The sequence below is a fragment of the Pandoraea aquatica genome (assembly GCF_902459565.1).
Classification (GTDB): Bacteria; Pseudomonadota; Gammaproteobacteria; order Burkholderiales; family Burkholderiaceae; genus Pandoraea; species Pandoraea aquatica.
This window is the reverse complement of the sequence record NZ_CABPSN010000002.1, coordinates 110,433-133,592: the sequence shown is the minus strand read 5'-3', so window position 1 is coordinate 133,592 and position 23,160 is coordinate 110,433. Positions and strand designations below refer to the sequence as shown.

General features: G+C 61.5%; 19 protein-coding genes and 1 pseudogene. 13 read left to right on the top strand and 7 right to left on the bottom strand.

Features of this window, described 5'->3' with window-relative positions:
* Positions 1-259 precede the first annotated feature (259 nt).
* The 4 genes from PAQ31011_RS06105 to PAQ31011_RS06090 all read left to right on the top strand — a co-directional run bounded on the left by PAQ31011_RS06105 (position 260) and on the right by PAQ31011_RS06090 (position 6,306).
* Complete coding sequence (locus PAQ31011_RS06105) at positions 260-793, top strand: sigma-70 family RNA polymerase sigma factor (protein ID WP_246179406.1); 534 nt, start codon at positions 260-262, stop codon at positions 791-793.
* Complete coding sequence (locus PAQ31011_RS06100) at positions 790-1,872, top strand: FecR domain-containing protein (protein WP_150575015.1); 1,083 nt, start codon at positions 790-792, stop codon at positions 1,870-1,872. Before PAQ31011_RS06105 ends, PAQ31011_RS06100 begins: the two co-directional genes overlap by 4 nt.
* Positions 1,873-2,010: 138 nt before the next feature.
* Entirely contained in the window at positions 2,011-4,515 is a 2,505-nt protein-coding gene (locus tag PAQ31011_RS06095; RefSeq protein ID WP_174989986.1) for a TonB-dependent siderophore receptor, read from the top strand.
* A 120-nt stretch (positions 4,516-4,635) separates the two neighbouring features.
* Positions 4,636-6,306, top strand: a complete 1,671-nt coding sequence (locus PAQ31011_RS06090) for a C40 family peptidase (protein WP_150575013.1) — start codon at positions 4,636-4,638, stop codon at positions 6,304-6,306.
* On the opposite strand, the gene PAQ31011_RS06085 is transcribed toward PAQ31011_RS06090, so the two are convergent.
* From PAQ31011_RS06085 to PAQ31011_RS06075, 3 genes are all read right to left on the bottom strand, one after another.
* Positions 6,307-7,539 (bottom strand): NAD(P)/FAD-dependent oxidoreductase, encoded by a 1,233-nt coding sequence (locus tag PAQ31011_RS06085; RefSeq protein ID WP_150575012.1) that lies wholly within the window; start codon positions 7,537-7,539, stop codon positions 6,307-6,309. It lies immediately after the preceding gene.
* A 130-nt stretch (positions 7,540-7,669) separates the two neighbouring features.
* Positions 7,670-8,023, bottom strand: coding sequence for a RidA family protein (locus tag PAQ31011_RS06080; protein ID WP_039394400.1), 354 nt, complete (start codon positions 8,021-8,023; stop codon positions 7,670-7,672).
* A gap of 110 nt (positions 8,024-8,133) precedes the next feature.
* The gene (locus PAQ31011_RS06075) at positions 8,134-8,793 is read right to left on the bottom strand and encodes a TetR/AcrR family transcriptional regulator (RefSeq protein ID WP_150575011.1); all 660 of its coding nucleotides are present in this window, start codon (positions 8,791-8,793) and stop codon (positions 8,134-8,136) included.
* Between the two features lie 159 nt (positions 8,794-8,952).
* Between PAQ31011_RS06075 and PAQ31011_RS06070 the strand changes: the two genes are divergently transcribed.
* The 9 genes and pseudogenes from PAQ31011_RS06070 to blaPNC all read left to right on the top strand — a co-directional run bounded on the left by PAQ31011_RS06070 (position 8,953) and on the right by blaPNC (position 18,405).
* Complete coding sequence (locus PAQ31011_RS06070; protein WP_150575010.1) at positions 8,953-10,254, top strand: NAD(P)/FAD-dependent oxidoreductase; 1,302 nt, start codon at positions 8,953-8,955, stop codon at positions 10,252-10,254.
* 140 nt (positions 10,255-10,394) lie between these two features.
* The gene (locus PAQ31011_RS06065) at positions 10,395-10,751 is read left to right on the top strand and encodes a DUF3331 domain-containing protein (protein ID WP_174989984.1); all 357 of its coding nucleotides are present in this window, start codon (positions 10,395-10,397) and stop codon (positions 10,749-10,751) included.
* A 237-nt stretch (positions 10,752-10,988) separates the two neighbouring features.
* A pseudogene (locus PAQ31011_RS06060) lies at positions 10,989-12,170 on the top strand (ShlB/FhaC/HecB family hemolysin secretion/activation protein); the annotation flags it as partial.
* Between the two features lie 212 nt (positions 12,171-12,382).
* The gene (locus tag PAQ31011_RS06055) at positions 12,383-13,420 is read left to right on the top strand and encodes a hypothetical protein (RefSeq protein WP_150575007.1); all 1,038 of its coding nucleotides are present in this window, start codon (positions 12,383-12,385) and stop codon (positions 13,418-13,420) included.
* Between the two features lie 289 nt (positions 13,421-13,709).
* Positions 13,710-15,101 carry a hypothetical protein gene (locus PAQ31011_RS06045; RefSeq protein ID WP_150575005.1) on the top strand — a complete coding sequence of 464 codons (1,392 nt, stop codon included), beginning with the start codon at positions 13,710-13,712 and terminating at the stop codon, positions 15,099-15,101.
* 469 nt (positions 15,102-15,570) lie between these two features.
* Entirely contained in the window at positions 15,571-15,960 is a 390-nt protein-coding gene (locus PAQ31011_RS06040; protein ID WP_150575004.1) for a hypothetical protein, read from the top strand.
* 51 nt (positions 15,961-16,011) lie between these two features.
* Positions 16,012-16,446, top strand: coding sequence for a hypothetical protein (locus PAQ31011_RS06035; protein ID WP_150575003.1), 435 nt, complete (start codon positions 16,012-16,014; stop codon positions 16,444-16,446).
* 268 nt (positions 16,447-16,714) lie between these two features.
* Entirely contained in the window at positions 16,715-16,933 is a 219-nt protein-coding gene (locus PAQ31011_RS06030; RefSeq protein WP_150575002.1) for a hypothetical protein, read from the top strand.
* A 248-nt stretch (positions 16,934-17,181) separates the two neighbouring features.
* Positions 17,182-18,405: a PNC family class C beta-lactamase gene (blaPNC, locus tag PAQ31011_RS06025; protein WP_150575001.1), complete on the top strand. Its 1,224-nt coding sequence runs from the start codon at positions 17,182-17,184 to the stop codon at positions 18,403-18,405.
* A gap of 152 nt (positions 18,406-18,557) precedes the next feature.
* On the opposite strand, the gene metC is transcribed toward blaPNC, so the two are convergent.
* The 4 genes from metC to PAQ31011_RS06005 all read right to left on the bottom strand — a co-directional run bounded on the left by metC (position 18,558) and on the right by PAQ31011_RS06005 (position 23,158).
* Entirely contained in the window at positions 18,558-19,811 is a 1,254-nt protein-coding gene (metC, locus tag PAQ31011_RS06020; RefSeq protein WP_150575000.1) for a cystathionine beta-lyase, read from the bottom strand.
* Between the two features lie 93 nt (positions 19,812-19,904).
* Complete coding sequence (locus PAQ31011_RS06015; protein ID WP_150574999.1) at positions 19,905-21,506, bottom strand: rhodanese-like domain-containing protein; 1,602 nt, start codon at positions 21,504-21,506, stop codon at positions 19,905-19,907.
* Positions 21,507-21,681: 175 nt separating this feature from the next.
* Positions 21,682-22,278: a cysteine dioxygenase family protein gene (locus tag PAQ31011_RS06010; protein ID WP_039394382.1), complete on the bottom strand. Its 597-nt coding sequence runs from the start codon at positions 22,276-22,278 to the stop codon at positions 21,682-21,684.
* A gap of 106 nt (positions 22,279-22,384) precedes the next feature.
* Entirely contained in the window at positions 22,385-23,158 is a 774-nt protein-coding gene (locus tag PAQ31011_RS06005; protein ID WP_281349979.1) for an amino acid ABC transporter ATP-binding protein, read from the bottom strand.
* Positions 23,159-23,160 lie beyond the last annotated feature (2 nt).

Below are 23,160 nucleotides of genomic sequence, written 5' to 3'. Positions count from 1 at the left end.
GTTGATCGACGCGGCCATGAGCAATTGGACCGTGTCCCTATCGGGACAGGCAGCGAAAAATCATGCGCACGCAAGCTTGCCCACGACACCGATCAGCGGAATCGATGAAGGAAATTCCGATTCCTTAGCATTGCATCGCCTAATCCCCCCACCATCCGTCACCGCACGATAGGTCATGATATGATGCGAATGATTATCATTAACCTCAAAAGCTGCTAGATCAGCGACGGTTGCCAGCTCGGGCGACCAAGCCAACATCATGATGCGTGACGACAACGGGGGACGCAAAGATCACGCACGCGCGGATGCGTCCGGCGTGGCCGCGCTCTATCACGATCATCACGGCTGGCTGCGCAACTGGCTGCATCGCAAACTCGGCAATCACGGCGACGCCGCCGACCTCGCGCACGACACCTTCGTGCGTCTGCTCAGCAAGGACACGCCCGTCTGCCCGCGCGAACCCCGCGCCTTTCTCACCGTCGTCGCGCAAGGGCTGGTCGCCAATCTGCATCGCCATCGCAAGATCGAAGCCGCTTATCTCGACACGCTCGCCGCACAGCCCGAAGCCGTCGCCCCCGATCCCGAGACCCGCGCCATCCTGCTCCAGACACTCATCGACATCGACCGTCGCCTCGACGGCCTGCCGCCTGTCGTGCGCCGCGTCTTCCTCATGTCGCAACTCGACGGCCTCGCGCAGCGCGATATCGCGGAGACGGTCGGCATCTCCATCGCCACCGTGCAACGCCATATCGTCAAAGCCCTGCACGCCTGCTGTTTCGGAGACGCCGCATGAGCCGCCCGATGCCCGCCGGCCAAAGCGCCGCCAGCCTCGCAGCCCCCGCGCCGCTGCCGGAAGCGGTCACGCTCGCGGCCACCGAATGGTTCGTCCGTCTGCAAGCTGCCCCTCATGACGACGCGAATGCCGACACGAACGACACGCACGCCGCCTGGCAACGCTGGCACGACGCCGACCCGCGACACGCGCTCGCATGGCAACGTCTGGTCGATTTCGGCGCACATCTTCGGACGATTCCCCCGCTGGTCGCGCACAACACACTAGTGCGGGCCAACGCGAATCAGGGCCGACGCCGCGTGCTCGGCCTCATCGCCGTCGCGGGTGTGACAGGCGCTGTCTGGTCCGCCAGCGACTCGAACACCGTGCGCGCCTGGCGCGCCGATCTGAGCACCGGCGTCGGCGAGCGCCGCACGGTGCAACTTGCCGACGGCACCGTCCTCGCGCTCAACACCGATTCCGCCGTCGACATGCACTTCTCGCAGGACGTTCGCCGTCTACGGCTCGTGCGCGGGGAAATCGCCATCACCACCGGTGCGGACGCCGATCACGGGCATCGCCCGTTCTTCGTCGACACCGCGCAGGGCAGTCTTCAGGCGCTCGGCACGCGTTTCGCCGTGCGTCAGCACGACGAAAGTGCTGCCGTCGCCGTGCAGGAAGGTGCCGTGCGCGTCGTCCCGGCCAATGCGACCGATGCCGCCGTGATTCTCACAGCAGGACAGGGCGCGACCTTCGACGCCACCGCCCTGCGCTCGCGCTTCGACGATGTCGGTGTCGCCAATGCCGCCGCCGCGTGGACACAAGGCATGCTCGTCGTGCACGCCATGCCGCTCGGTGCGTTCCTTGCCGAACTGGGTCGCTATCGACGCGGACATCTCGGCTGCGCGCCGGAGATCGCCAACCTCCCGATGTCGGGCATCTACCCGGTCGACGACACCGATCGCGTACTCGACATGCTCTCGCGCGCCTTGCCCGTCGACGTCCAGCGCTACACCCGCTGGTTCGTGCGCGTTCAACCGGGCGGCAACGGAAGCGCCACCACTCGCCGCGTCATTGGCGGCGACCGCACACACACCTGAAACGGCGCGTCATCAATCGGTTAACAACGCGCCGAAAAATTTTTTGACGTCGGACTGAGGGGTTTTCGAATCTCGCGGGGCATAGACAGGAAAGCCCAATTCGATGTTTCGATGCTCCCAGGAAAGGAAACCGCCGTCATGTCTTCTCACGTCAGCCACACGCTCTCGCGTGCCGCACGTGCCCGCACGCCCGCTCATCACGCACACCGCGCCGTCACCTTCGCCGCCGGGGCGCTCTTCACCCTGACCGCGCTGTCGGCACTGACCGCCCTCACGTCGTCAGACGCTCACGCACAGACCCCGGCACAAGCGACCACCGCCGCACGCGCCGCGCAGTCGCTGCACATCCCCGCCGGTTCGCTGCAACAGGGGCTGGTCGCCTTCGCGCAGCAGACGGGTCTGATGATCTCGTACGACGCCGCCCAGATCGCCGACAAGCGCACAGCGGGTGTCTCCGGCACGTACACGCCATCGCTCGCCCTCGCGATCCTGATCGAAGGCACCGGTCTGCAAGCGACGGGCCAGCCGAACGGCGGCTACATCGTCGCCCCCGGCCCGAACGCATCGGCAGGCACCGTCACGGGCGCGGCAGTCGCCCTGCCACAAACCGACGTCACCGCCCGCGCCGAGCGGGACGTCGCACGCGGCCCGGTGGTCGGCTACGTGGCCACGCGCAGCGATACGGCGACCAAGTCCGACACGTCGATCATGCAGACGTCGCAATCGATCAGCGTGATTCCGCGCGATCAGATGAACGATCAAGCTGTGCAGACGGTGACGGACGCACTGAAGTACGCCGCCGGCGTGAACGCCGATCCCTACGGCAGCGACACCCGCGCCGACTGGTTCTACATTCGCGGCTTCAACGCCGACGTCTACTGGGACGGCCTGCGCGTGCCGCAGATCGCGAACCGCCCCGGCAGTTACGCCGCCGTTCGCGTCGATCCGTACACGCTGGAACGCGTGGAGGTGCTGCGCGGCCCCAGCTCGATCCTCTATGGCGCAGGCAACCTCGGCGGCCTCGTCAATCTGGTGAGCAAGGTACCGAGCGCGGAACCGTATCGCGAGATCGGCCTCGACTACGGCACGTTCGACCGTCGTCAACTGCGCGTGGACATGACCGGCCCGGCCAACGAGGACGGCACGCTGCTCTATCGCATCACGGGCCTGGGCCGGATGTCGAATGCGCAGACCGACAACGTGAGCGACGACCGCCTGATGATTCAGCCGTCGATCACGTGGCGTCCGAACGCACAGACGAGCCTCACGTGGTTCTTCAACTACATGCAGGACAACATGGGTTCGTCGGTCAGCTACGGCCCGGCGCTGGGCATGGTGAAGGACTCCCGCTGGGGACGCATCGACCGCGATCTGCTCACCGGCGATCCGTCGTTCGACCGCTATCGCAAGACGCAGGTCGCCACCGGTTACCGCTTCGAGCATCGCGTGAACGACGCGCTGCAATTCCGCTCGACGGCGCGCTTCACGCACATGGATCTCGACTACAAGTCGATCTACGGCACCGCGCTGCTGGCCGATCAGCGCACGCTGCAACGCACCGCTTATCAGGCTGAGCCGATCCTGAACGGCTGGCAGCTCGACAACAACGTGCAGTACGACATCAAGACCGGCCCCGTCGGGCATAAAGTGGTCGGCGGCGTGGACTTTCAGACGCAGCGTTTCCTGAACCGCGTGTGGACGGGTTCCGCACCGTCGCTCGATCTCTACGCACCGGTTTATGGCGTGAAGGGCGTGCTGCCCGCCAACCCGACGACCAGCACCGACCAGACGCAAACGCAGCTCGGCCTGTACCTGCAAGACCAGATGCGCTGGGATCGCTGGTACCTGACGCTCGGCGGTCGCGAAGACTTCACGTGGTCGACGACCGACAACAACATCAACAACACGTCGGTGAAGCAAACGCCGAACAAGTTCACGTGGCGCGCGGGCCTGCTGTACGAATCGGCCATCGGCCTGTCGCCGTACTTCAGCTATTCGACGTCGTTCCTGCCCACGCTCTCGACCAACCTCGCGGGCGCGCCGCTTCAACCGACGACGGGGCAGCAGTACGAAATCGGTGTGAAGTACCAGCCGCTGAACACCGATGCCATCTTCACCGCATCGCTGTTCAACCTGACGCAGCAAAACGTCTCCACCGCCGATCCGACGAACACGCGCAACACGATTCAGACGGGCGAAGTGCGCTCGCGCGGCGTGGAACTCGAAGCCCGCATGAGCCTCACGTCGAAGCTCAATATGGTGGCGAGCTACACGTATCAGGACGTGGAAGTCACGCGCAGTAACAACACCGATCTGGGCAAGCGTCCGTATGGCGTGCCGCGCAACATGGCGTCGCTGTGGGCTGACTACAACTTCGGCAACGTGGGCGATGCCAAGATCGGTGCAGGGGCTGGCATCCGTTATCTCGGCCAGACGGCGGGCGATTCGGTGAACTCGTTCTCGGTGCCCAGCGTGACGCTCGTCGACGCCTCGCTGCACGCCGACATCGGCTGGCGCTGGCGTCTGCAACTGAACGCGACCAACCTGTTCGACCGCACCTACGTCGCAGGCTGCAACACCACCGTGCAGTGCTACTACGGCACCGGCCGCACGGTCATCGGCAGTGTGACGGCGCGCTGGTAAGCCGCCGGCACGTTGGGGACGCGGCGTCGCACAAGCCGTTTCCCCAACGCGAAGACGACCCGGGAGTTGCCATGCGGCGATGGAGTAGCATGGCGACATCCGGGCTCTCCTTCGCACGACATGGACGCAATTCTCGCGGCGCGCGGCGCATTGCAGCGCGCGCTTTCGTCCCGCACTGCCGCCACTTCAGACAGCCAGCGCTGTGTCGGTTCGACCCCGCATGCGCTACGTCGCTTCACCCGGCTGGCCGCCGTTCTGCCGCTCATCGTGCTCGCGGCATGCGCCACCGCTCCCAATCCCGAATCGCCGCCCACCGCAGGGCACACGACATCAGCGCCGCCCGCCACCCGCGACAACATCAGTCGCTTCCCTATCGAGCATTACGATCAGGACGTCGATCACTGGATCCGACCTGACGCCCCCGGTTACGACCAACCGCTGCTTTCCGCGCAGGAACAAACGCAACGTTTCGACGCGTTCCGCGCACGCTACTTCGGCACGGCACCGCGCGATCCGTCGCCATGGAACGGCACGTGGCTCGCCACATCGCTCCTGAATGCAGGCGGCGCAGCGCAGCTCGCCGATTCGCAGGCACGGCGCGTCAGCCGTTTCGACAACAGCCGCTCCGGCATTCGCAAGACCTACGGCGAGAACTTCCAGCCGCACACACAGGCGTGGATTCGCGCCATCGAGTCCAACATGGCGCTCGCACAACTCGACGCCGATCACGCCAGTTGGCCATACGACCCACGCCGACGTGGCATCACCGTCGACAACGCGCTCGTACGCCTGCTGCCGACGAACGATCCCGCGTTTTACGATTTCCGCGAAGCGGGCGAGGGCTATCCGTTCGACGCCTTGCAGGACTCCGCGCTGCGCCCCGGCACGCCGGTCTACACGCTCGCGCGCAGTCAGGACGGTGCGTGGTTGCTCGTGTATTCGCCCGACCTGATCGGCTGGATCGATGCGCGCACGGTCGCGTCTGTCGACGCGCGCTTCGTCGCCACCTGGCGCGATGCTGCGCAACGTAGTCTCGGGGCCATCGTGCGTCACGATGCGACGTTGAGCGACACGGCCCCGGGCACCACCACTCCCATCTACCGGACGTTCGCCCCCATCGGCACCGTGCTGCCGCTCGTGCAGTCGCGCGACGGTCGTCAGATGGCGATGTTCCCCATCGCCGACGCACAGCGACACGCGCAAGTCCACATGGCAGCGCTCGACGCATCGAGCTTCGTGCGGATGCCGTGGACGCTGACCCCGCGCCACATGGCACAAGTGATGAAGCAGCAGATCGGACGTCCGTACGGCTGGGGCAACACGCTCTTCTATAACGATTGCTCGGCCGAGACGCGCAGTCTGTTCGCGCCGTTCGGCGTGTGGTTGCCGCGCCATTCGTCCGATCAGTTGCGTGCCGGTCGGCGCACCGATCTGCGCGACGCCGACATCGACACACGGCTGCGCACGCTCGCCGAGCGCGGTCGACCGCTCATGACGCTGATCCACATCAACGGTCACATCATGTTGTATCTGGGCAATGCGGAGCGCGATGGCGTGAGCGTGCCGATGACGTATCAGAACGTGTGGGGGTTATCGCCCGCGGATAACAGTCGTCGCAATGTGATTGGCGGGTCGGTGATCCTGCCGTTGCTCAAGACGTATCCGGAAGACCCGGCGGTGCGTTCGCTCGCGGGCAAGCCGTTGTTCGAGATCAGCGTGATCGGCGGTAGCGCATCGAACGAGTCGACACCATCGCCCGGCGTCGACTCCCCGGAAGAGATGCCGCAGTGATCAGAAACGTTCGGCCCTGAACGGCGCGGGATCGACCACCGGCGTGTCGCCCGTCATCATCTCGGCGACGAGGCGTCCCGTCACCGGCCCGAGCGTGAGGCCGTGATGCGCGTGACCGAACGCGAACCACAGGTTGCGATGCCCCGGCGCGGGGCCGATGATCGGCTTCATGTCCGGTGTGCAGGGACGGCGTCCGAGCCACGGCACCGGATCGACGCGCTCGCCGAGCGGGAACGTCTCGCGCGCCAGCGGTTCGACAGCCGCCAATTGCACCGGCGTGGGTGGCGTGTCGCGCAGGCCGAGTTCAACGCCCGTCGTCAGACGAATACCGCCCGTCATCGGCGTGATGAGAAAGCCGTACTCCGCATCGAGCACCGGTTGATTCAGCTTCGCGTCCGGCTGCGCGCGGTAGTGCATGTGGTAGCCGCGTTTGACGGCGAGCGGGAAGCGGTAGCCGAGCGCGCGGGTCACGGTGTCAGCCCATGGTCCGAGCGCCACGACCGCGCGACGGCCTTCGATGCGACCGACTTCGGTCTGCGCCGACCAGTGCGGCTGCAATGTGGTCGCGTCGCCGGTGAAAATGCGTCCGCCGAGCGATTCGAAGTAGCGCGCGTAGGCGGCGACCAGTGCGCCGGGATCGCTCACCGAATCGGACGCCGTGTAGCGCAGCCCACCCACCAGCGAATGCGTGAGCGATGGCTCGTCCGCACGCAATTGCGCGGCATCGAGACGCTCGAACGGCACATCGTATTCGTTGCGCCAGAGCTCGGCGTCACGTTGTGCCGCGTCCATCGCGGACGTCGTGCGAAACACTTTCACCCAACCACCTTCACGCAACAACGCCCCGGCGCGTGACGCCGCGATCAGGTCGCGATGCTCCGTCACGCAGTGCGCAATCAGCGTGCTGTAGTCGCGCGCAATGGCGGCATGACGTGCGGGTTCCGAGTGATACCAGTAGCGCGCAAGGAAAGGCCCGACCGTCCCCATGGCGGACGCGTGATAGCGCACGTCCGTGGAGCGATTGCGTGCGTAGCGCAGCAGCGTGCCGAGATCGCGCGGAAACGCGTATGGATAGACGCCTTCGCGTTGAATCAGCCCGGCGTTGCCGAACGAGGTTTCGTTGCCGGGCGACTTGCGGTCGATGAGCGCGACCGACATGCCGCGTCGCTGCAAATGCACTGCCACGGAAACGCCAACGATACCGGCACCGAGCACTAGGGCGTCGTACGTCATGAGCGGGTGTCCGACGAGCCGTCAGACCATCAGAGAAGGAGGGGGAGCGGGCTCAGGCGCATCACACCACGCGCGATTGAGCCCGACGCCCGTGCGCTGCGCGCGCACGGACAGGTGACGAACGGCGGGATTACGCCAGTGCAGTCACGGCGATTTCGACTTCCAGACCCGCGCGCATGAGCGGCGACTGTACGCAGGCACGCGTCGGGGCGTGGCCTTCAGGCACCCAGGCGTCCCACACGGCGTTGAATTCGGCGAAGTGCTTGGCGTCCGACAGCCAGATGTTGGCGGTCAGCAGACGCGACTTGTTCACACCGGCTTCGGCGAGCAGCGAATCGATGCGCGTGAGAATTTCGGTGGTTTGCTGCGTGACGGACACGTTCGCCGTGTCGGGAACCTGACCGGCCAGATACACGACGCCGTTGGCGATCACGATCTGGCTCATGCGAGCGTTGGTGTGCAGACGCTTGATTTCGTTCGACATAGGGGGGCACCGTAAAGAAAAAGGCGGGCCGGGAGTCGGCCCGGGTGCCGCTATCTTATACGACGCTTGCGGACTTCCCGCATTGGGACGTCCGTCTGCTCAGCAAAGCATCACTGCCGGATCAATGCCATCGCACAGTCGAGCACTGTGCGTTTGAGATCGGCCATGCCTTCAGGCGGCAGGAACGGGCCCATCATGTGACGGTAGGAAACGGTCTTGCTGATGGCGGACGTCAGCATGAAGAACATCACGTCGGCGTCGGACACCGGGCGGTTCTGCGCTTTGAGCCAATCGGCAACGAGCGGCACCATCGCGTCGCGATACGGGCGCACGAGCCGCTGCGTGATGATATCGAGCCGCTCGCCTTCTTCGGTCGCCGCCGTCGAAAAGAACATGCCGACGTCCGGGTTATCGAAGACGGCTTCCACAAACACGCGTACGGCCTTTTCGATGCGCTCGGAGGCGTCGCCCGGTGTGTCGCGCAGGGCATGCGTCTCTTCGACCATTGCATGCGTGAGTGCCGCAATCTGATCGACGACCGCGACCCAAAGCGCCTCTTTCGAGCCGAAATGGTGCGAAATCAACGCAGCATCGACCCCGGACGCTTCAGCGATCTGCCGCACGCTGCTCGCATAGAACCCTCGCTGCGCGAAGATGCGACGGGCGTTCAGAAGCAACGCGTCGGCACCGTGCGTGCAGTCGCACGTAGGACGCCCACGCGTGCGTTTGCGGGGCGGTTCGGCTTGCGAGAGAGCTTTATCAGGAGTCATTGAGCGATGGGTGGGTCGGATTTCGCGACGGCAATACGCCAAGTCTACCCGACCCGAACGTACCTGCCTCCCCAGACACTTCCTATTTGACATGCCGGGTACACGCTCGCTATTATGCGCTTATTCATCACTTGTTGAATTGGACATTTCCCCCCCCAAATGTCTCGCGCAAACCGAATCGTGATTGTCGGTGGCGGTATCGCCGGCTTGATGCTGGCAACTCGTCTGGGCAGAACGCTCGGCCGTGCCGGTGCTGCGCGCGTGACACTCGTCGACAGTCATCCCACCCATCTCTGGAAGCCCATGCTGCACACCGTTGCGGCAGGCACGTGCGACGTCGCGCACAGCCAGGTGGCGTACCTCTCGCATGCGTGCAGCAACGGCTTCACGTATCAGGCGGGACGCATGAGCGGCCTGGACCGCGAGCGCCGGGAGATTGTGCTGGAGGAAATGGAAGGGCACGACGGCAAGCGCTTGCTCGGCGAGCGTCGTGTGCCTTACGACGCGCTGGTGCTAGCCCTCGGCTCGCAAGCCGACGACGCCTCGCTACCCGGTGTGCGTGACGTTTGTCACTTCATCGACAGCCAGCCGCAGGCCGCCGAATTCAACGCGGCATTGCATTGCGAAGCGCTGCGCAGTGCCGTAAATGACGACGCATTGCGCATTGTGATCGCCGGTGGTGGCACCACGGGTGTTGCGCTGGCGGCGGAACTCAGCCGCACGTTCGCGATGGCGGCCGGTTACGGCGATCCGCAGATTTGCGAGCGGCTGAAGCTCACGTTGATCGAGCGCGGACCGCGTGTGCTCGGCGCGTTTCCGCCCGACGTCTCAGCGTCGACACAAGATCAACTCGAACAACTCGGCTTTCGTGTGCTGACGGATACGCGCGTCGTGTGCGCCGACCGTGACGGCTTTTATCGCGACGACGGCCAGCTCATTCCCGGCGATTTGCTGGTGTGGGCGGCGGGCGTGAAAGCGCCGGATTGCCTGCGCGGCATCGGCGGACTGACGACCAACGCAGCGAATCAGGTCGTAGTGCGCGCCACGTTGCAGACGGCGCAGGACGAACGCATTTTCGCGCTGGGCGATTGCGCGTCGTTCATGCCGTCGGGCGTGGGGCAGGACGAGTGTGCATTGCCGCCGACGGCACAGGTGGCAACGCAACAGGCGGCGCATCTCGGCCGTCATCTGGGCGCGTGGCTTGAGGGCCGCGCAATTCCGCCGTTCGCTTATCGCGATCCTGGCGCGCTGATGTCGCTGTCTGGCTACAACGCGTTCGGCGCCCTCGGGCGATTCGGCTTTTTCAAAGGTGGCATCGTGCGCGGACGCTTTGCGCAGTGGAGCCACGCCATGTTGTACCGGCGTCATCAGCACGCGCTGCACGGGTTCGCCCGCGCGACGGTGTTGCTGGGCGCGGAAAAACTCGGCGGCCTTCGCGGGCCGCGCATCCGGCTGGCCTGAACATGCGAAGCGATCGAACCAATTGCCCGAACCGAAGCGGCAGCAGCCGCACCTCTGGGACCGCAGCGTCCTCTTCTTCGTCGGTGTCTGCACCGACGTCACGTGCGTCGCGCTCGTCACGTGCATCGCGTGATCAAGGCGTGTGGCAACACACTGTCGCGATGCTCGACGCCGAGCCGGTCGTCTGCCGACCGGTGATTCCGTACACGCGACGCGCGCCCATCGTGCGCGTGCTGGAGATTTCCAGCGAGCTGACGATCACCGTATCGTGGAACGACGCCACGGGCGGCAACTACGGCGCGCAGATCTGGCGCATCCGCAAGGCACACCATCCGGGTGTCTGTGCGTTGACGAACGAGACCATCGACGTGGGCGATTTTGTGTATCGCCCGTTGTTCGGCGACATCCCGCCGCTCAACGCCGATGCGATGATCTCCGCCGAGGCGATCCGCATCATGCGCGAGGCCGAGAACCGCGAACCCGAGCCGGCGCTGTAATCGCACACTCACCCAGTCATACCCGCGCGCTGAAAAGTAGTTCCCCCCTCCCCCTGTTTGATTTCAGCGTGTTGCCGCCCCTAGAGGGCGGCTTTTTTTCGTCTCAAGACTTTGCGGCGTCCAATGTGTCTGGACTCCGAAGCGTTGAGCCATATCAAGAAGTTGAAATAGCACAAACGCCGTAGATTTTCCGGCTGTTTCTGCGCGTAGCGCGTCGTCGCTCATTCAACTTCTGCAATGGCAACAACGAAAACAAGAACGCTTTTACTGGCGTGTTCGCTGTACGTCTCGGGGACACAGGCTCAGCAAGTTCAACCCTCCCAAGCTGCACTAGCGCCACCTTCACACGCCGACAGGGCCGCCGCGGCCCGCCTGCGCGCTGAGCAGGACCAGCAGCGTCAGCAACAGCAAGATGCGCGCGAGCGTGAGGCGAACATCAACGCCCCGCACGTACGGTCGATGCGTGAAGACGCATCAGGATGGCCGACGCTGCCGAACGAAACGCCGTGCTTCCACATCGATACCTTCGCCATAGACACACCGCAGGGGCTCTCCGAACCGGCGCAGGGTGACGGCGCTGCTGCGACCGCGTCGGACACATTCGCGTTCGCGCACGAATGGACGAGTCACTACGCAGGCAAGTGCGTGGGAAAGCAAGGACTGGAGACGGTCGTCAAAGGGCTGCAACGCGAGATATTGCGTCGCGGCTACATCACCACGCGTGTGCTTCTGCCGGAACAAGACCTCTCCAGCGGCGCGTTGCGCATCACGCTAATCCCCGGCGTTATCGGCCAGATCCGCTTCGACGATCCCACACTGCGCGGCACCTGGAAGAACGCATTTCCTGTACGAAGCGGCGACGTGCTGGACCTGCGAGATCTGGAGCAAGGTCTGGAGCAAATGAAGCGTGTGCCGAATCAGGACGTCTCGATGCAAATCGTCCCCTCGGCATCCGACACGCCCGGACAAAGCGACGTCGTGCTCGACGTCAACCGCACCCGAGCGTGGACGTTGATCACCTCCGTCGACAATGCCGGCACACGTGCGACAGGAAAGCTTCAGGGCAGCCTCTCCGCTGGTGTGTTCAATCCGCTCGGTCTGAACGACCTGTTCAATGTCGGCGTCACGCACGACCTGCTGCTGCGCGATCAAACCTTCGGCTCACGGGGTTGGAACGGCAGCTATTCGATACCGTGGGGCTATACAACAGCGACGCTTGCCGCGTACGCCAGCACCTACTACCAACAGATCGCGGGCGTGAATCAGACGTTCGTCGCGAGCGGAAACGCGCAAACGGTCGACATCAAACTTCATCGCGTGCTGTCCCGCAGTCAGCGCCATATCACCGGCGCGCAAATCCGCCTGTCGCGACGCTTCGGCCAAAGCTTCATCGAAGACGTCGAAATCACGCACCAGCGAAGCGACATCATCGCCAACGGTGACGTCACGGGTATTGGCAAGAACGTGACAGTCGAATCGTCCGTCAATCGTCAGCATCAGGACGAGACGCACGAGATGAAGCGCTCCGGCTTCACGCTGGCGATCAAGTCGCCGGTTACGCGAATAAGAAAGCGGACGAGGCGAAGAAGCTTGCTGACAAGACCGATGATCCCGCGCTGAAAGCACAGTACTTGGAAGAAGCGAAACAATGGTCTGAAGGCGGTGATTTTCGCGCAACGATGCATGCGGCAGGCGGAGCGCTTGTCGCAGGCCTAGGCGGCGGAAACGCGCTAGGTGGTGCATTGGGCGCTGGCCTGACGTCAAAACTCGGTCGCGTACTCGACGGCGTGAGCGACGACATCCGCAAGAAGCGCCCCACCGGAAACGCCGACATGGACGAAGCCCTCGGCCAGATCGTCGCAACGGGATTGGGTACTGCGGTCGGTGCCATGGCCGGTGGCAGTTCCGGGGCGTTCACCGGATTCAATACGGATCGGTTTAATCGGCAGTTGGGCGATCCGGATAGAACGCTTGCTGAACACATTGCGAACCGAAGTAACGGCAAATACAGCAAGGAGCAAGTTGAGGATCAGTTGCGGCTTATGGGCATTGAACACTCTGACGGCTCGTTTGTGCCACCTGGCGTCGCAGAGGAATTGAACGGACGCACCCCTTCCGATCCTGGAGCACGATGGATCGATACCCACATGGAAAACGCTCAAGGAAATCCATTGATCGTCCAATCGATGCCGAAGGTGGATAGGGAACTGCAGGGGCACATCATGTCGACCTACGAATCCGCAATTCCGGGGCAAGTCCCCATCAACTTCACTTACGTGCCGACTCCGGTTGAGGTCGACGCGAGAGAAACGGTGGCCGATTTTGCGGGAGGCATATCGACAGCAGCAAGTCGGTTTGGCGCGATCACAACGGCTGGCGCTTCGATTCCGTCACCCTACGCTCCCGGGCTTGCCGCTGCATCTTTCGTTGCGACCGTCACTGCAGCAACGGCTGACGTTGTGGCCCAGCTTGCGAGGCCAAATATTGGTCAATATTGGGTAAGCAGCGGTAGCTCAATAATAGTGGATCGATTATCGACAAGGTTTCCTATGATTAGCCCCGTAATTAACGAGACCGCCAATTCATTTAATGGAAGCGACTATTCCAATTCGCTTCGGGATATTTTGAATTCCTCCTGGAAGAACATCAGCAACATCAAAGAAGATTAAATAATTAAAAATGAAAATAATTGAAGACGGAAATCTAACTGACTGGATGTGCACAGCTCTGATTGTGGCAGGAATAGGGATTTCATATTTGGCGTTCAAATTTGGCCCTCCTTCGTATTTCAGTGTTTTTTTTGCATTACTCGGGTTCGCGATTATGGCTATTGGAGGGTTATGTAGTCGCGCGCGATTTTTGAAAATTCGCCCCTTTGGAAGTGGCTACAAGAAGGCTAGAAAGAGTTACGAAGAAAAAAATGACGATAACTAAACGCCCACTCCGATGTTGCCGCAAATGGAAAGCGGCAGCGAACGCGCGACAACTCGCACCGGCGTAAGCGAAGGAACGATCGTCATCACCGACACCGCGAACCAGACGCAGGATCTGGCGAATCTCAACAGAGATACTGAAGACCTTAACGGGACGGTCACGCGGACGCCAGATTTGCAGAGTCTTCTCAGCGATCAATCACGTTTGATGCAGGCAGCGACGGCAGCGGGGGAGGCTGTCGCACGCGATATCGGAACGTACGCGAACAAGAAGAAGGACGAGGCGGAAAAACTTGCCAAGGAAACCAATGATCCCGCGCTGAAAGCGCAGTACTTGGAAGAAGCGAAACAATGGTCTGAAGGCGGCGACTATCGCGCAACGATGCATGCGGCAGGTGGAGCACTTGTCGCAGGGCTAGGCGGCGGAAACGCCTTAGGTGGCGCGTTAGGCGCAGGCCTGACGTCAAAACTCGGTCGAGTACTCGACGGCGTGAGCGACGACATCCGCAAGAAGCGCCCCACCGGAAACGCCGACATGGACGAAGCTCTCGGTCAGATCGTCGCAACAGGCCTAGGTACGGCGGTCGGTGCCATGGCCGGTGGTAGTTCAGGCGCGTTCACTGGGTTCAACACGGATCGGTTTAATCGGCAGTTGCATCCGGATGAGAAGAGGGCAATTGCCGCCAAGGCGAACGGCGATAAAGCGGCACTTGACCGGCTGACCAAAGCTGCATGCTACAACGTCCAATGCTGGGCGGAGTTTCCTGAGGGCAGCGATGCTTATAACGCAAGTTATGTAAGCCAGGCGGCACTGATTGGCCTAGAGCCAGAGTTGGCGTGGATCAAATCGCAGCAAGCCGAGGGGCGTTTCATCTACAAACTGGGCGAAAGCCTATTGGACGCGACCAAAGGGATAGGCGTCCCCATCGCCAAGAACGGTGCAAAAGCAATCGCTGGCGGCGCGGCAGTGGCAGGTGGCTTCGTTGCCTGCACGAGCCTCGTAGGCTGTGCGATAGGAGGATCGGCAGCGGTCTTTGGAGGGAGCGAAGCGGTGGAAGGTCTGACTGGTCTTTATCAGCTTACCACTGGCAAGGGCGCGGATGGATATAACCCCGTGCGCGAACTGCTGGTCACTAATATGCCCGAAGGTTGGGGAGACACTACATATGATATTGGTGCGCTTGGCTCCAACGTCTTTGGTCTTTGGGTTCGATTGCCATATAACATTGGCTTCACCAAAGGAATAGATCGAAAGAAATCAATTTTCGGCGTCAAAACCACCAAGTGGAATAACCCTCTAGTGAATCCAATTACCAAGAAACCGCTTCCCTCTTACGTTAGCCAGGGAATATTTACATTTGGCGTTGGCTCGAAAAGCTCAAAAGTCATAGACGACATTCGCGACCAAAAACAATGAACACCAATAACATTGAAAAATTAGCTCGGAAAATTTGTTTAATTGTTGGCGGATTTTTATGCTCAAGTGCTTTCTGGGGCTCGACATTCGTTATTATTTTCAGAAAGATATTTCACATTAACGATGAGTCCGTTCTTCTTGGAATATTCGCCACGATTTCCGCGATCTGCTTGTATTTATGCATTTTTGTTCTTCCTAAGAAGATTAGAAAAAATGAAACATGGTGATTTTTTCTATTATTGGGTTGCTGCACTTCAAGATATTCGATTCGTAGATGCAAGCTGGAGACAGCAATTAATAATAGACACTCCTCCCCTTGAGTACGTGATTCCTCGATAATTATCGAGATATCCATTATGGTGATTTCCGCCAGGTACGTACCGCCGCACCCAATCATGAATACACAGTCCAATTAACATGATGCGGGCGGTTCATATTTATCAATTAATTTTTCGAAAAGGAAGTAGAAGTGAGAGCGACTATAAAGACTGCATTCTTTGGCATCTTCATTGGCACACTGTTTGGCTGCACCTCTTTTCAATCAAAAAATCTTGGCGAATCGCTAACGTGTGATCAACATGAGGAAGTAGCACAGCAGCTAAATGAATGGGCGACAAGAAATTTCGAGCAAGACTATGGCAAGAACGGCGATGTAGACGGTGCTTTGGCGCAATTTTTTCTGATCGACCAAAGAGCACCGTCACCCTACGCTTCGGCGTTCAATCGACATCAAGAGATAGCTGTTGAAAATCTGTCACTCGCAAAGAAAAAGAGCTGTGACACGTCGCAATATCCGCTGGCCCCGATCGACTATTTCAGGGTGAAAGTTGATGCGATGATTAAGACAAAGGGCAAGTGATTCACAGGGTTGCTAGAACGTTACCAATCTATAAAGATTCAATTCAAACACATGAAAATTCCATCCTTACGTGCAACACATACCGCCACAATTGCAGTCGTGAGCAGCCTTGCCTTCAGTGCATATGCAGTTGAGCCCAAGTGCTTTACTCAGTCCAACGACGGTCACACGACCGAACTCTGCGTGACATCGGCGCCGTTTCAGCACGACTACTACACGCTGAAGGTCGATCGCGCACTTATCTTCGTGTTGCCGGATGACTATGTTGAAGACGTCACGCTGACACATACGATTCCGAAGGATGCCGCAATTGAATTCCCTCTTTCGATGCAGGGGTCTTCGATCGTGAAAATTACCGGCGGATGCGTGCCCATAAGCACCGATGTCACTGACGAGACCGGAACAATCGGAATGGAGACAGGCCGCCGTTGTTCATTCAAGTGGGGGCAGAAGGACATCTTGAAGGACTTGAAAATTGGCCGATAACTGCATTGCGCACCACGGTTGTTTCTTAGAACTCTATCGAACGAAAATAGGTTGAACCCAAATGACGCGAGCCTCGATCTTCGGTCTTTTAACTATGTGTGTTGGCCTCCTCGTGCAGACACCGGCGTTTGCGTACGACTGCAACGACTCTGACGCTTATAAGAGTGGACAACGCGAGATCTCGCTTGTTCGAGACACAACGAGGGCGCAAATGTTATGGGCGGTAACATCCGTACAGGAGGCCAAGGGGCTTGCTTTCGACGCAGCAATGCAAGAGTTCGTTCAAGTCGGCAGGGGCGAACAGACGCGCCTCTACGACGATCAGCTTGATGCGCTCCGCGCCAAGCTTAATGGTGCAAAACGTGACTCTCCGCAGGCGTGCGATGCATTTCTCTTGCTGCAACGTCAATTTGCTCACTTAGCGCAGCAGAAAATTGATTTCGTTGCGAAGCTCGTTACCGAGGAGACCTTCGCGGCTCGCCAGTAGGTTTGGTTGTCTGTTGTATGCGGGCGGCAAGGCTTTCTTGGCGAAATTCCGACTTGCTTACCCCGCCCGCCACCTTTCGCACCATCCACGAAATCCGCTCGAAAATTCAAATGCCGTGAGTTGCAACCGTTACAACGGTTACATGCAACCACCCCAAACCCAATCCCCTTTGGGTTTACGCTTCGTCCACAGCTCACGGCGATGCAGAATGTACGCCCCGGTGAGCCTTCATACGGAGATGAGCGTCGATGACCAAGCCCTATATCACCCTGTTTGCTGCCCTCGCGGCGACCGCCGCTATTAGCTGGATGGCTTTCAGCGCGCGCAGTTATGCCGCCGAGCCCGGTGCGCAAGTTCAGACGAATCCCCGGCAAGACGAGATCAAATCGCTTGTCGACAAGACTATCGAGCCGCTGATGGCGCGTCAGGACATTCCTGGCATGGCCGTCGGCGTCCTCTTTGATGGACAGTCCTATGTCTTCGATTACGGGGTCGCCGACAAGGCCGCCAACAAACCCGTCACCAACGACACCCTGTTCGAGATCGGCTCCGTCAGCAAAACCTTCACCGCCACGCTGGCTACGTACGCTCAGACCACCGGCGCGCTTTCGCTGACCGACAAAATCAGCCGCCTCGCCCCAGAATTCGCAGGCACACCGTTCGGTGACGTCAAGCTGCTGAATCTCGGTACGCACACCACCGGTGGCATGCCGCAACAGGTACCGGACAGCGTCACCAACATCGACGAGATGACGCAGTACCTCAAAGCATGGACGCCCCCCAAACCGACCGGCACCGCGCGCACGTACTCGAATATAAGCATCGGTGCGCTCGGCTGGATTACCGCCCGCGCCATGCACGGCGATTACGCCACACTCGTGTCGGATCACGTCTTCAAGCCGCTCAATCTGAAGCACACCTTCATCAAGGTGCCGGAAGATCAACAGGCGAATTACGCATGGGGATATAAGAACGGCAAGCCGATTCGCGTCTCGCCCGGTGTGTTCGAGCAGGAGGCCTACGGTGTGAAAACGACTGCCTCCGACTTGCTGCGCTTCGTCAACGCAAATATCGGGGAGGCGGTCCATGACCGGCGTCTGCGTCACGCCATCTACGCGACACGCACCAGTTACTTCTTCGATGCGCCGATGACGCAAGACCTCGCGTGGGAGCAGTATCCGTATCCCGTCACGGTCGAGGCGCTGATCGAGGGCAACTCCACGCGGATGTCGATGGAATCGACGCCTGCACGCGAACTCACGCCGCCGATGGCACCGGCACCGGTGTCGTGGGTCAACAAGACGGGATCGACGAGCGGGTTCGGCACGTATGTGGCCTTCGTCCCGTCGAAGCAGATGGCGATCGTACTGCTCGCCAACAAGAATTACCCGATGGAAGAACGTCTGCGCGCCGCTCATCAGATTCTGACTACGCTCGACGGCAGCCGTCCGGCACCGGCACCTGCGAAGTAGTTGAATCGGCCGCCCGGCTTCTAGCGGGCGGCGCGATAATCGCCGCAGCAGCCACTGCGGCAGGCTGGACGGTGGATGCGAAACGAGTCGCCGCGTGGAACTCTCGCGGCACTCGCCACACTGCTCGCGTCCTCGGCCTCAAACAGCCAAAATCACTTCCCAAACACCGTCTCAAACGCCGCAGCGAGATCGTCAATCAGATCCTGCGGATCTTCCAGACCGATATGCAGACGGACGATGGGACCGGCATGCGACCAGTCTTCGCACGTGCGTGTGCCGACCACGTTCGACACCGTCGCCAGACTCTCGAAACCGCCCCACGATGCGCCGATGCCGAACAACTTCAGCGAATCGACGAAGCGGTCCGCCTGCACGGGCGTCGCCTTGGCAAGCTCGAACGACACCAACCCGTTCGTGCCCAGACAATCCCGACGCCACAACTCGTGCCCCGGGTCCGTCGGCAGCGCCAGACAGAACACACGCGCCACGTCGGGCAACCCATCCAGCCAATGCACCACCTCCAACGCATTGCGCTCATGCATCGCAAGACGCGCGGCCAACGTGCGAGTGCCACGCAACACCAGATAGGCGTCGTCGGGACTTACGGCCACGCCTTGCGCGTCGGCCATCGTCGAGAGCGTCTGCCAGACTTCCTGCGTCGTGGTGACGGTGCCCATCATCACGTCGGAATGGCCGCTCAGGTACTTCGTCGCGGCCATCACCGAGATGTCCGCCCCGAGCATCAGCGGACGGCACTGCACGCCCGATCCCCACGTGTTGTCCGCGACGAGCAGCGCCCCGTGACGATGCGCCAGATCGGCCAGCGCCGGAATGTCGCACATCTCATAGACGAGCGAGCCGGGGGCTTCCACGTAAATCATCTTCGTGCGCGCCGTCATATGCTCGGCGGCGTCGCTACCGTCCGCCCGGAAGAACGTGACGTGCACACCCCACGGCTTGAGGAACGTCTCGACGAAATGACGCACCGGCTGATACACGCAATCCGCGATCAGCACGTGATCGCCAGGACGCACGTATGCCAGAAACACCATCGAGATCGCCGCCAGTCCCGTCGGGAACAGTCGCGCGCGATACCCGCCTTCCAGCCCGGCGACGACGTCTTCGAGCGCGAAGCCCGTCGGGTTACCACGCGCGCCGTACGTGAACATGCGCTCGGTGCCGCGACGGCGACGTGCATCGTTCAGGTCGTCCATCGATTCGAACAACACCGTGGACGCACGCACCACCGGCGGGTTAACGGCACGACCGCCAATGACGGCAGTATCCATACCGCCTTTGACGAGGCGCGTAGCGACGCGAACCGAGCTGCCGTGATGCAGCGCGTCGCGTTCGGCGGAAGACGTGGATTCGGAAGACGAGGAAGGCGGGGGGGATTGTCGAGACATGGTCTGGCGTAGAGAGAACGGTTCGGACGGTTCAGGTCAAGCAGCACTGGCGCGCTGGACCGGGACGGTCACATGCGCGCCAAAAGTCACAGCTTACTTCGCGACGGCGGCGTCACCAATACGGAAAGCACCGCGCTCATGCTCGTCCAACTGCGCGAGCAAGCCGGTTTCCCACGCCAGATACTGACGCGCAGCTGCTTTGTTCCCATCGTGACGGTCATGCACGAAGAACAGATAGTCGATGCAGTCGGCGTCCGGCGGCGAGTCCGGTGTCGCCTCGACCGGCAACCCGGCGGCGGCCCATGCTTTGAAGCCGCCCGCCAGCACGGAGAACGTGCGCGTGTCCTGCGCGTTCTCACGACGCCAATCCGCCACGAACAATTCGGCCACACCGCGCTCGTCAGCAATCAACACCACATTGCCCGACGCAGGCAGCTTCGGCAGACGCGGACGAATCGCCCATTGCGCGCCCGTCGCATGCTCACGGCGGAAGCTCATGCTTGGACGCACGTCGATCACCGTCACGCTGCCGTCCGCCAATGCCGTCTTCAACGTCGCCACATCGATCTCCGGCAACGCCGTAGCAACACCCGGTGTCGTCGCAGCCAACGACACTCCGCTGTTAAGTCCGTCACGCAACACATAAGCATCGTGACCCAGCTGACGCAGCCAGCTCGCGACGATCGGCGCACGCACGCCGTCGTTATCGAACAGCACCACGCGCGCATGACGCACGCCCACGTACTGGTCCGTCGCCTGAATCAGTTGCCCGCCCGGCGTATGCTGCGCGCCCGGCAGCGTGCCAGCGGCGTATTCCTCCGGCGTGCGCACGTCGCACAGGAACACCGTGCGCGTCGTATCCGTCGCCCATTGCGCAAACGTCGACGCATCGACTTCCGGCACAGCGAAGCGCTCGGCGAGCGCACCGCTGGCTTCGCGCATCTGCGTGACGCTGGCGGGCGACACCGCGTCGGGATAGCGACGCGTGCTGCCATGCTCCAGCGGCAGGTCTTCCAGATACCAGCCCTGCGTGCCGTTCTCCAGCGCCATCACCGGATTCGGAATGCCGAGGTTGATGAGCGTCTGCGCGCCGATGATGCTGCGCGTACGCCCCGCGCAGTTCACGACGATGGGCGTCGTCGTGTCCGGCACCAGATCGCGAATGCGATAACCCAGTTCGCCATTCGGGCAGCAGATGGACGACGGAATCGTCATCTTCAGATATTCGTTGACGGGACGTCCATCGAGAATCACCACGTTGTCACCGCGCTCACGCATGGCGGCAAGCTCGCGCGCCGTCACACGCGGCGTGTGATATGCCATCTCGACGAGTTCGCCGAACGTCTTCGACGGGACATTCACCCCGGCGAACAGCGTGAAACCCGCCGCCTGCCACGCCTGCGTGCCGCCTTCCAGCACGTACACATCGGAATAGCCCAGCGCATCGAGACGCTGCGCCGCCAGCACCGCCACGCTCTGGTCGGTGTCATACACGACGATGCGCGCGTCGCGACGCGGTGCCAGACGCACGATGTCGAGTTCGAGACGGCTGTAGGGTAGCGTCACGCCGTAAAAGAGATGCGCCTCGCCATACTGGCCGTGCTCGCGCACGTCGAACACGGCGATCTCGGCGCCGTCGTGCAGCCATTCCTTGAGCAGGGCAGGCGGCACAAAATGAGGAGTGAACGAAGTCATAGCGTTACGTGATTTATCAGTTCCGCCCGGCAAATGCCAAAGCGTAGGGATGAGCAGGCCCGCACCGCTCGTGCCAGTGGCATGGGCAGTGTGATGCGGGTGGCGCGAATCGAGTCGCGCCATCGGTGAGTCTTGTCGCTTGCCGTCGGCGATACGGGTGCCGACGGTCAGGGCATCAGCGGCGCGTCTTCACGCCGATATCCATCACCTGATACGTGCCCTTGGCGAGGTCGAACGTGATGCGCTCGGTCAGCGTCTCCAGCGCACGGCCGTACATGTGCAGATGGCGGATCGGCGCGTCGCCCTGAATCTCGACCGCGTGAATGTCGTCCGACGCCAGCGCAATGCCATGGCCCGGGTCCACGACGACGGTGTCGCTCACTTCGAGCGTGCCGACGCCGGGCGTCTTGCCGTCGTCCGTGCGGCGGTAGACGTAGTTGTATTCCACGCCGTCGACGGCCGCGATGCACGCCCACGTCGTGTGGTTGTGCGGCGTGATCTTTTTACCGGGACGCATGACGTTCAGATACAGCGCGTAGGTCTTGTCGGCGTCTTCATGAATCAGATAGCGCGCTTGCAGCTCGCCGTCGGTCGGCGGCGGGAAGTCGGCTTCGCTCCACAGCGCGGTGCGCGCAGCGAGCGCTTTGACCTGTTCGAGCACTTCGGCCAGTGCGGGACGCGTCTCGCCCGCCGGAGCCAGCGCGGCCTTCATGGCAGCGATGGCGTCGCTCACAGCGGCCTGACGTTGTTCGGGAAGTTGAGTCGTGGACATGATGAAAGTCTTCTCCGTAGTGCTTTGTTATGTGAGGTGCGCGGTTGAGGCGCTATCGTGTGTTCAGTGTGTCGGGTGTGTTCGGCTCGCGTGCGAGGAAGACGCCTCAGGCAGGCACCGCATCGCGCGGCACGCTGATCATCGGCGACGGCCGCAGCACGTCTTGCAGGAATCGCTGCGCACGTGCGTGCTTCGGCTGGCTGAAGAACTCCGACGGCGGCGCGTCTTCGAGCAACTGCCCCTGATCCATGAACCACACGCGGCTCGACACGTCGCGCGCGAATCCCATCTCGTGCGTGACGATCATCATCGTGAGTCCTTCGTCGGCAAGCGAGCGCATGACTTGCAGCACTTCCTGCACCATCTCGGGATCAAGTGCGCTCGTCGGCTCGTCGAACAGCATGAGCGGCGGCTTCATCGCCAGCGCACGTGCAATCGCCACGCGCTGTTGCTGGCCGCCCGAGAGGTTCGCGGGCATCGCGTCGATCTTGTGGGCGAGGCCCACTTTCGTGAGCAGCGCTTCGGCCTGCGCGACCGCTTCGTCGCGCGACATGCCGAGCACCTTCGTCGGCCCGAGGATCAGGTTCTGTCGCACCGACAGGTTCTGAAACAGGTTGAAACTCTGGAAGACGAAGCCGATGCGCGCGCGCAACTGATTGATCTTCATGTCGCGGGCATTCACGTCTTTGCCTTCGAAGAGAATGCGTCCCTTCTGAATGGCTTCGAGTCGTGTCACCGTGCGAATCAGTGTCGACTTGCCGGAGCCGGACGGGCCGCACACCACAACGACTTCGCCGCGTCCGATAGTGGCATCGATGCCCTTCAGGACATGGTGGTCGCCGTAGAACTTGTCGACTTTTTCGAATGCGAGCATGGTCATGA

Bases quoted from the DNA above. Each gene is read 5' to 3' on its own strand.
- PAQ31011_RS06035 (WP_150575003.1), top strand. From the start codon at position 16,012: ATGAAAATTCCATCCTTACGTGCAACACATACCGCCACAATTGCAGTC.
- metC (WP_150575000.1), bottom strand. From the start codon at position 19,811: ATGTCTCGACAATCCCCCCCGCCTTCCTCGTCTTCCGAATCCACGTCT.
- blaPNC (WP_150575001.1), top strand. From the start codon at position 17,182: ATGACCAAGCCCTATATCACCCTGTTTGCTGCCCTCGCGGCGACCGCC.
- PAQ31011_RS06095 (WP_174989986.1), top strand. From the start codon at position 2,011: ATGTCTTCTCACGTCAGCCACACGCTCTCGCGTGCCGCACGTGCCCGC.
- PAQ31011_RS06080 (WP_039394400.1), bottom strand. From the start codon at position 8,023: ATGTCGAACGAAATCAAGCGTCTGCACACCAACGCTCGCATGAGCCAG.
- PAQ31011_RS06105 (WP_246179406.1), top strand. From the start codon at position 260: ATGATGCGTGACGACAACGGGGGACGCAAAGATCACGCACGCGCGGAT.
- PAQ31011_RS06100 (WP_150575015.1), top strand. From the start codon at position 790: ATGAGCCGCCCGATGCCCGCCGGCCAAAGCGCCGCCAGCCTCGCAGCC.
- PAQ31011_RS06015 (WP_150574999.1), bottom strand. From the start codon at position 21,506: ATGACTTCGTTCACTCCTCATTTTGTGCCGCCTGCCCTGCTCAAGGAA.
- PAQ31011_RS06085 (WP_150575012.1), bottom strand. From the start codon at position 7,539: ATGACGTACGACGCCCTAGTGCTCGGTGCCGGTATCGTTGGCGTTTCC.
- PAQ31011_RS06010 (WP_039394382.1), bottom strand. From the start codon at position 22,278: ATGTCCACGACTCAACTTCCCGAACAACGTCAGGCCGCTGTGAGCGAC.
- PAQ31011_RS06075 (WP_150575011.1), bottom strand. From the start codon at position 8,793: ATGACTCCTGATAAAGCTCTCTCGCAAGCCGAACCGCCCCGCAAACGC.
- PAQ31011_RS06045 (WP_150575005.1), top strand. From the start codon at position 13,710: ATGGAAAGCGGCAGCGAACGCGCGACAACTCGCACCGGCGTAAGCGAA.
- PAQ31011_RS06090 (WP_150575013.1), top strand. From the start codon at position 4,636: ATGGACGCAATTCTCGCGGCGCGCGGCGCATTGCAGCGCGCGCTTTCG.
- PAQ31011_RS06030 (WP_150575002.1), top strand. From the start codon at position 16,715: ATGCAAGAGTTCGTTCAAGTCGGCAGGGGCGAACAGACGCGCCTCTAC.
- PAQ31011_RS06070 (WP_150575010.1), top strand. From the start codon at position 8,953: ATGTCTCGCGCAAACCGAATCGTGATTGTCGGTGGCGGTATCGCCGGC.
- PAQ31011_RS06005 (WP_281349979.1), bottom strand. From the start codon at position 23,158: ATGACCATGCTCGCATTCGAAAAAGTCGACAAGTTCTACGGCGACCAC.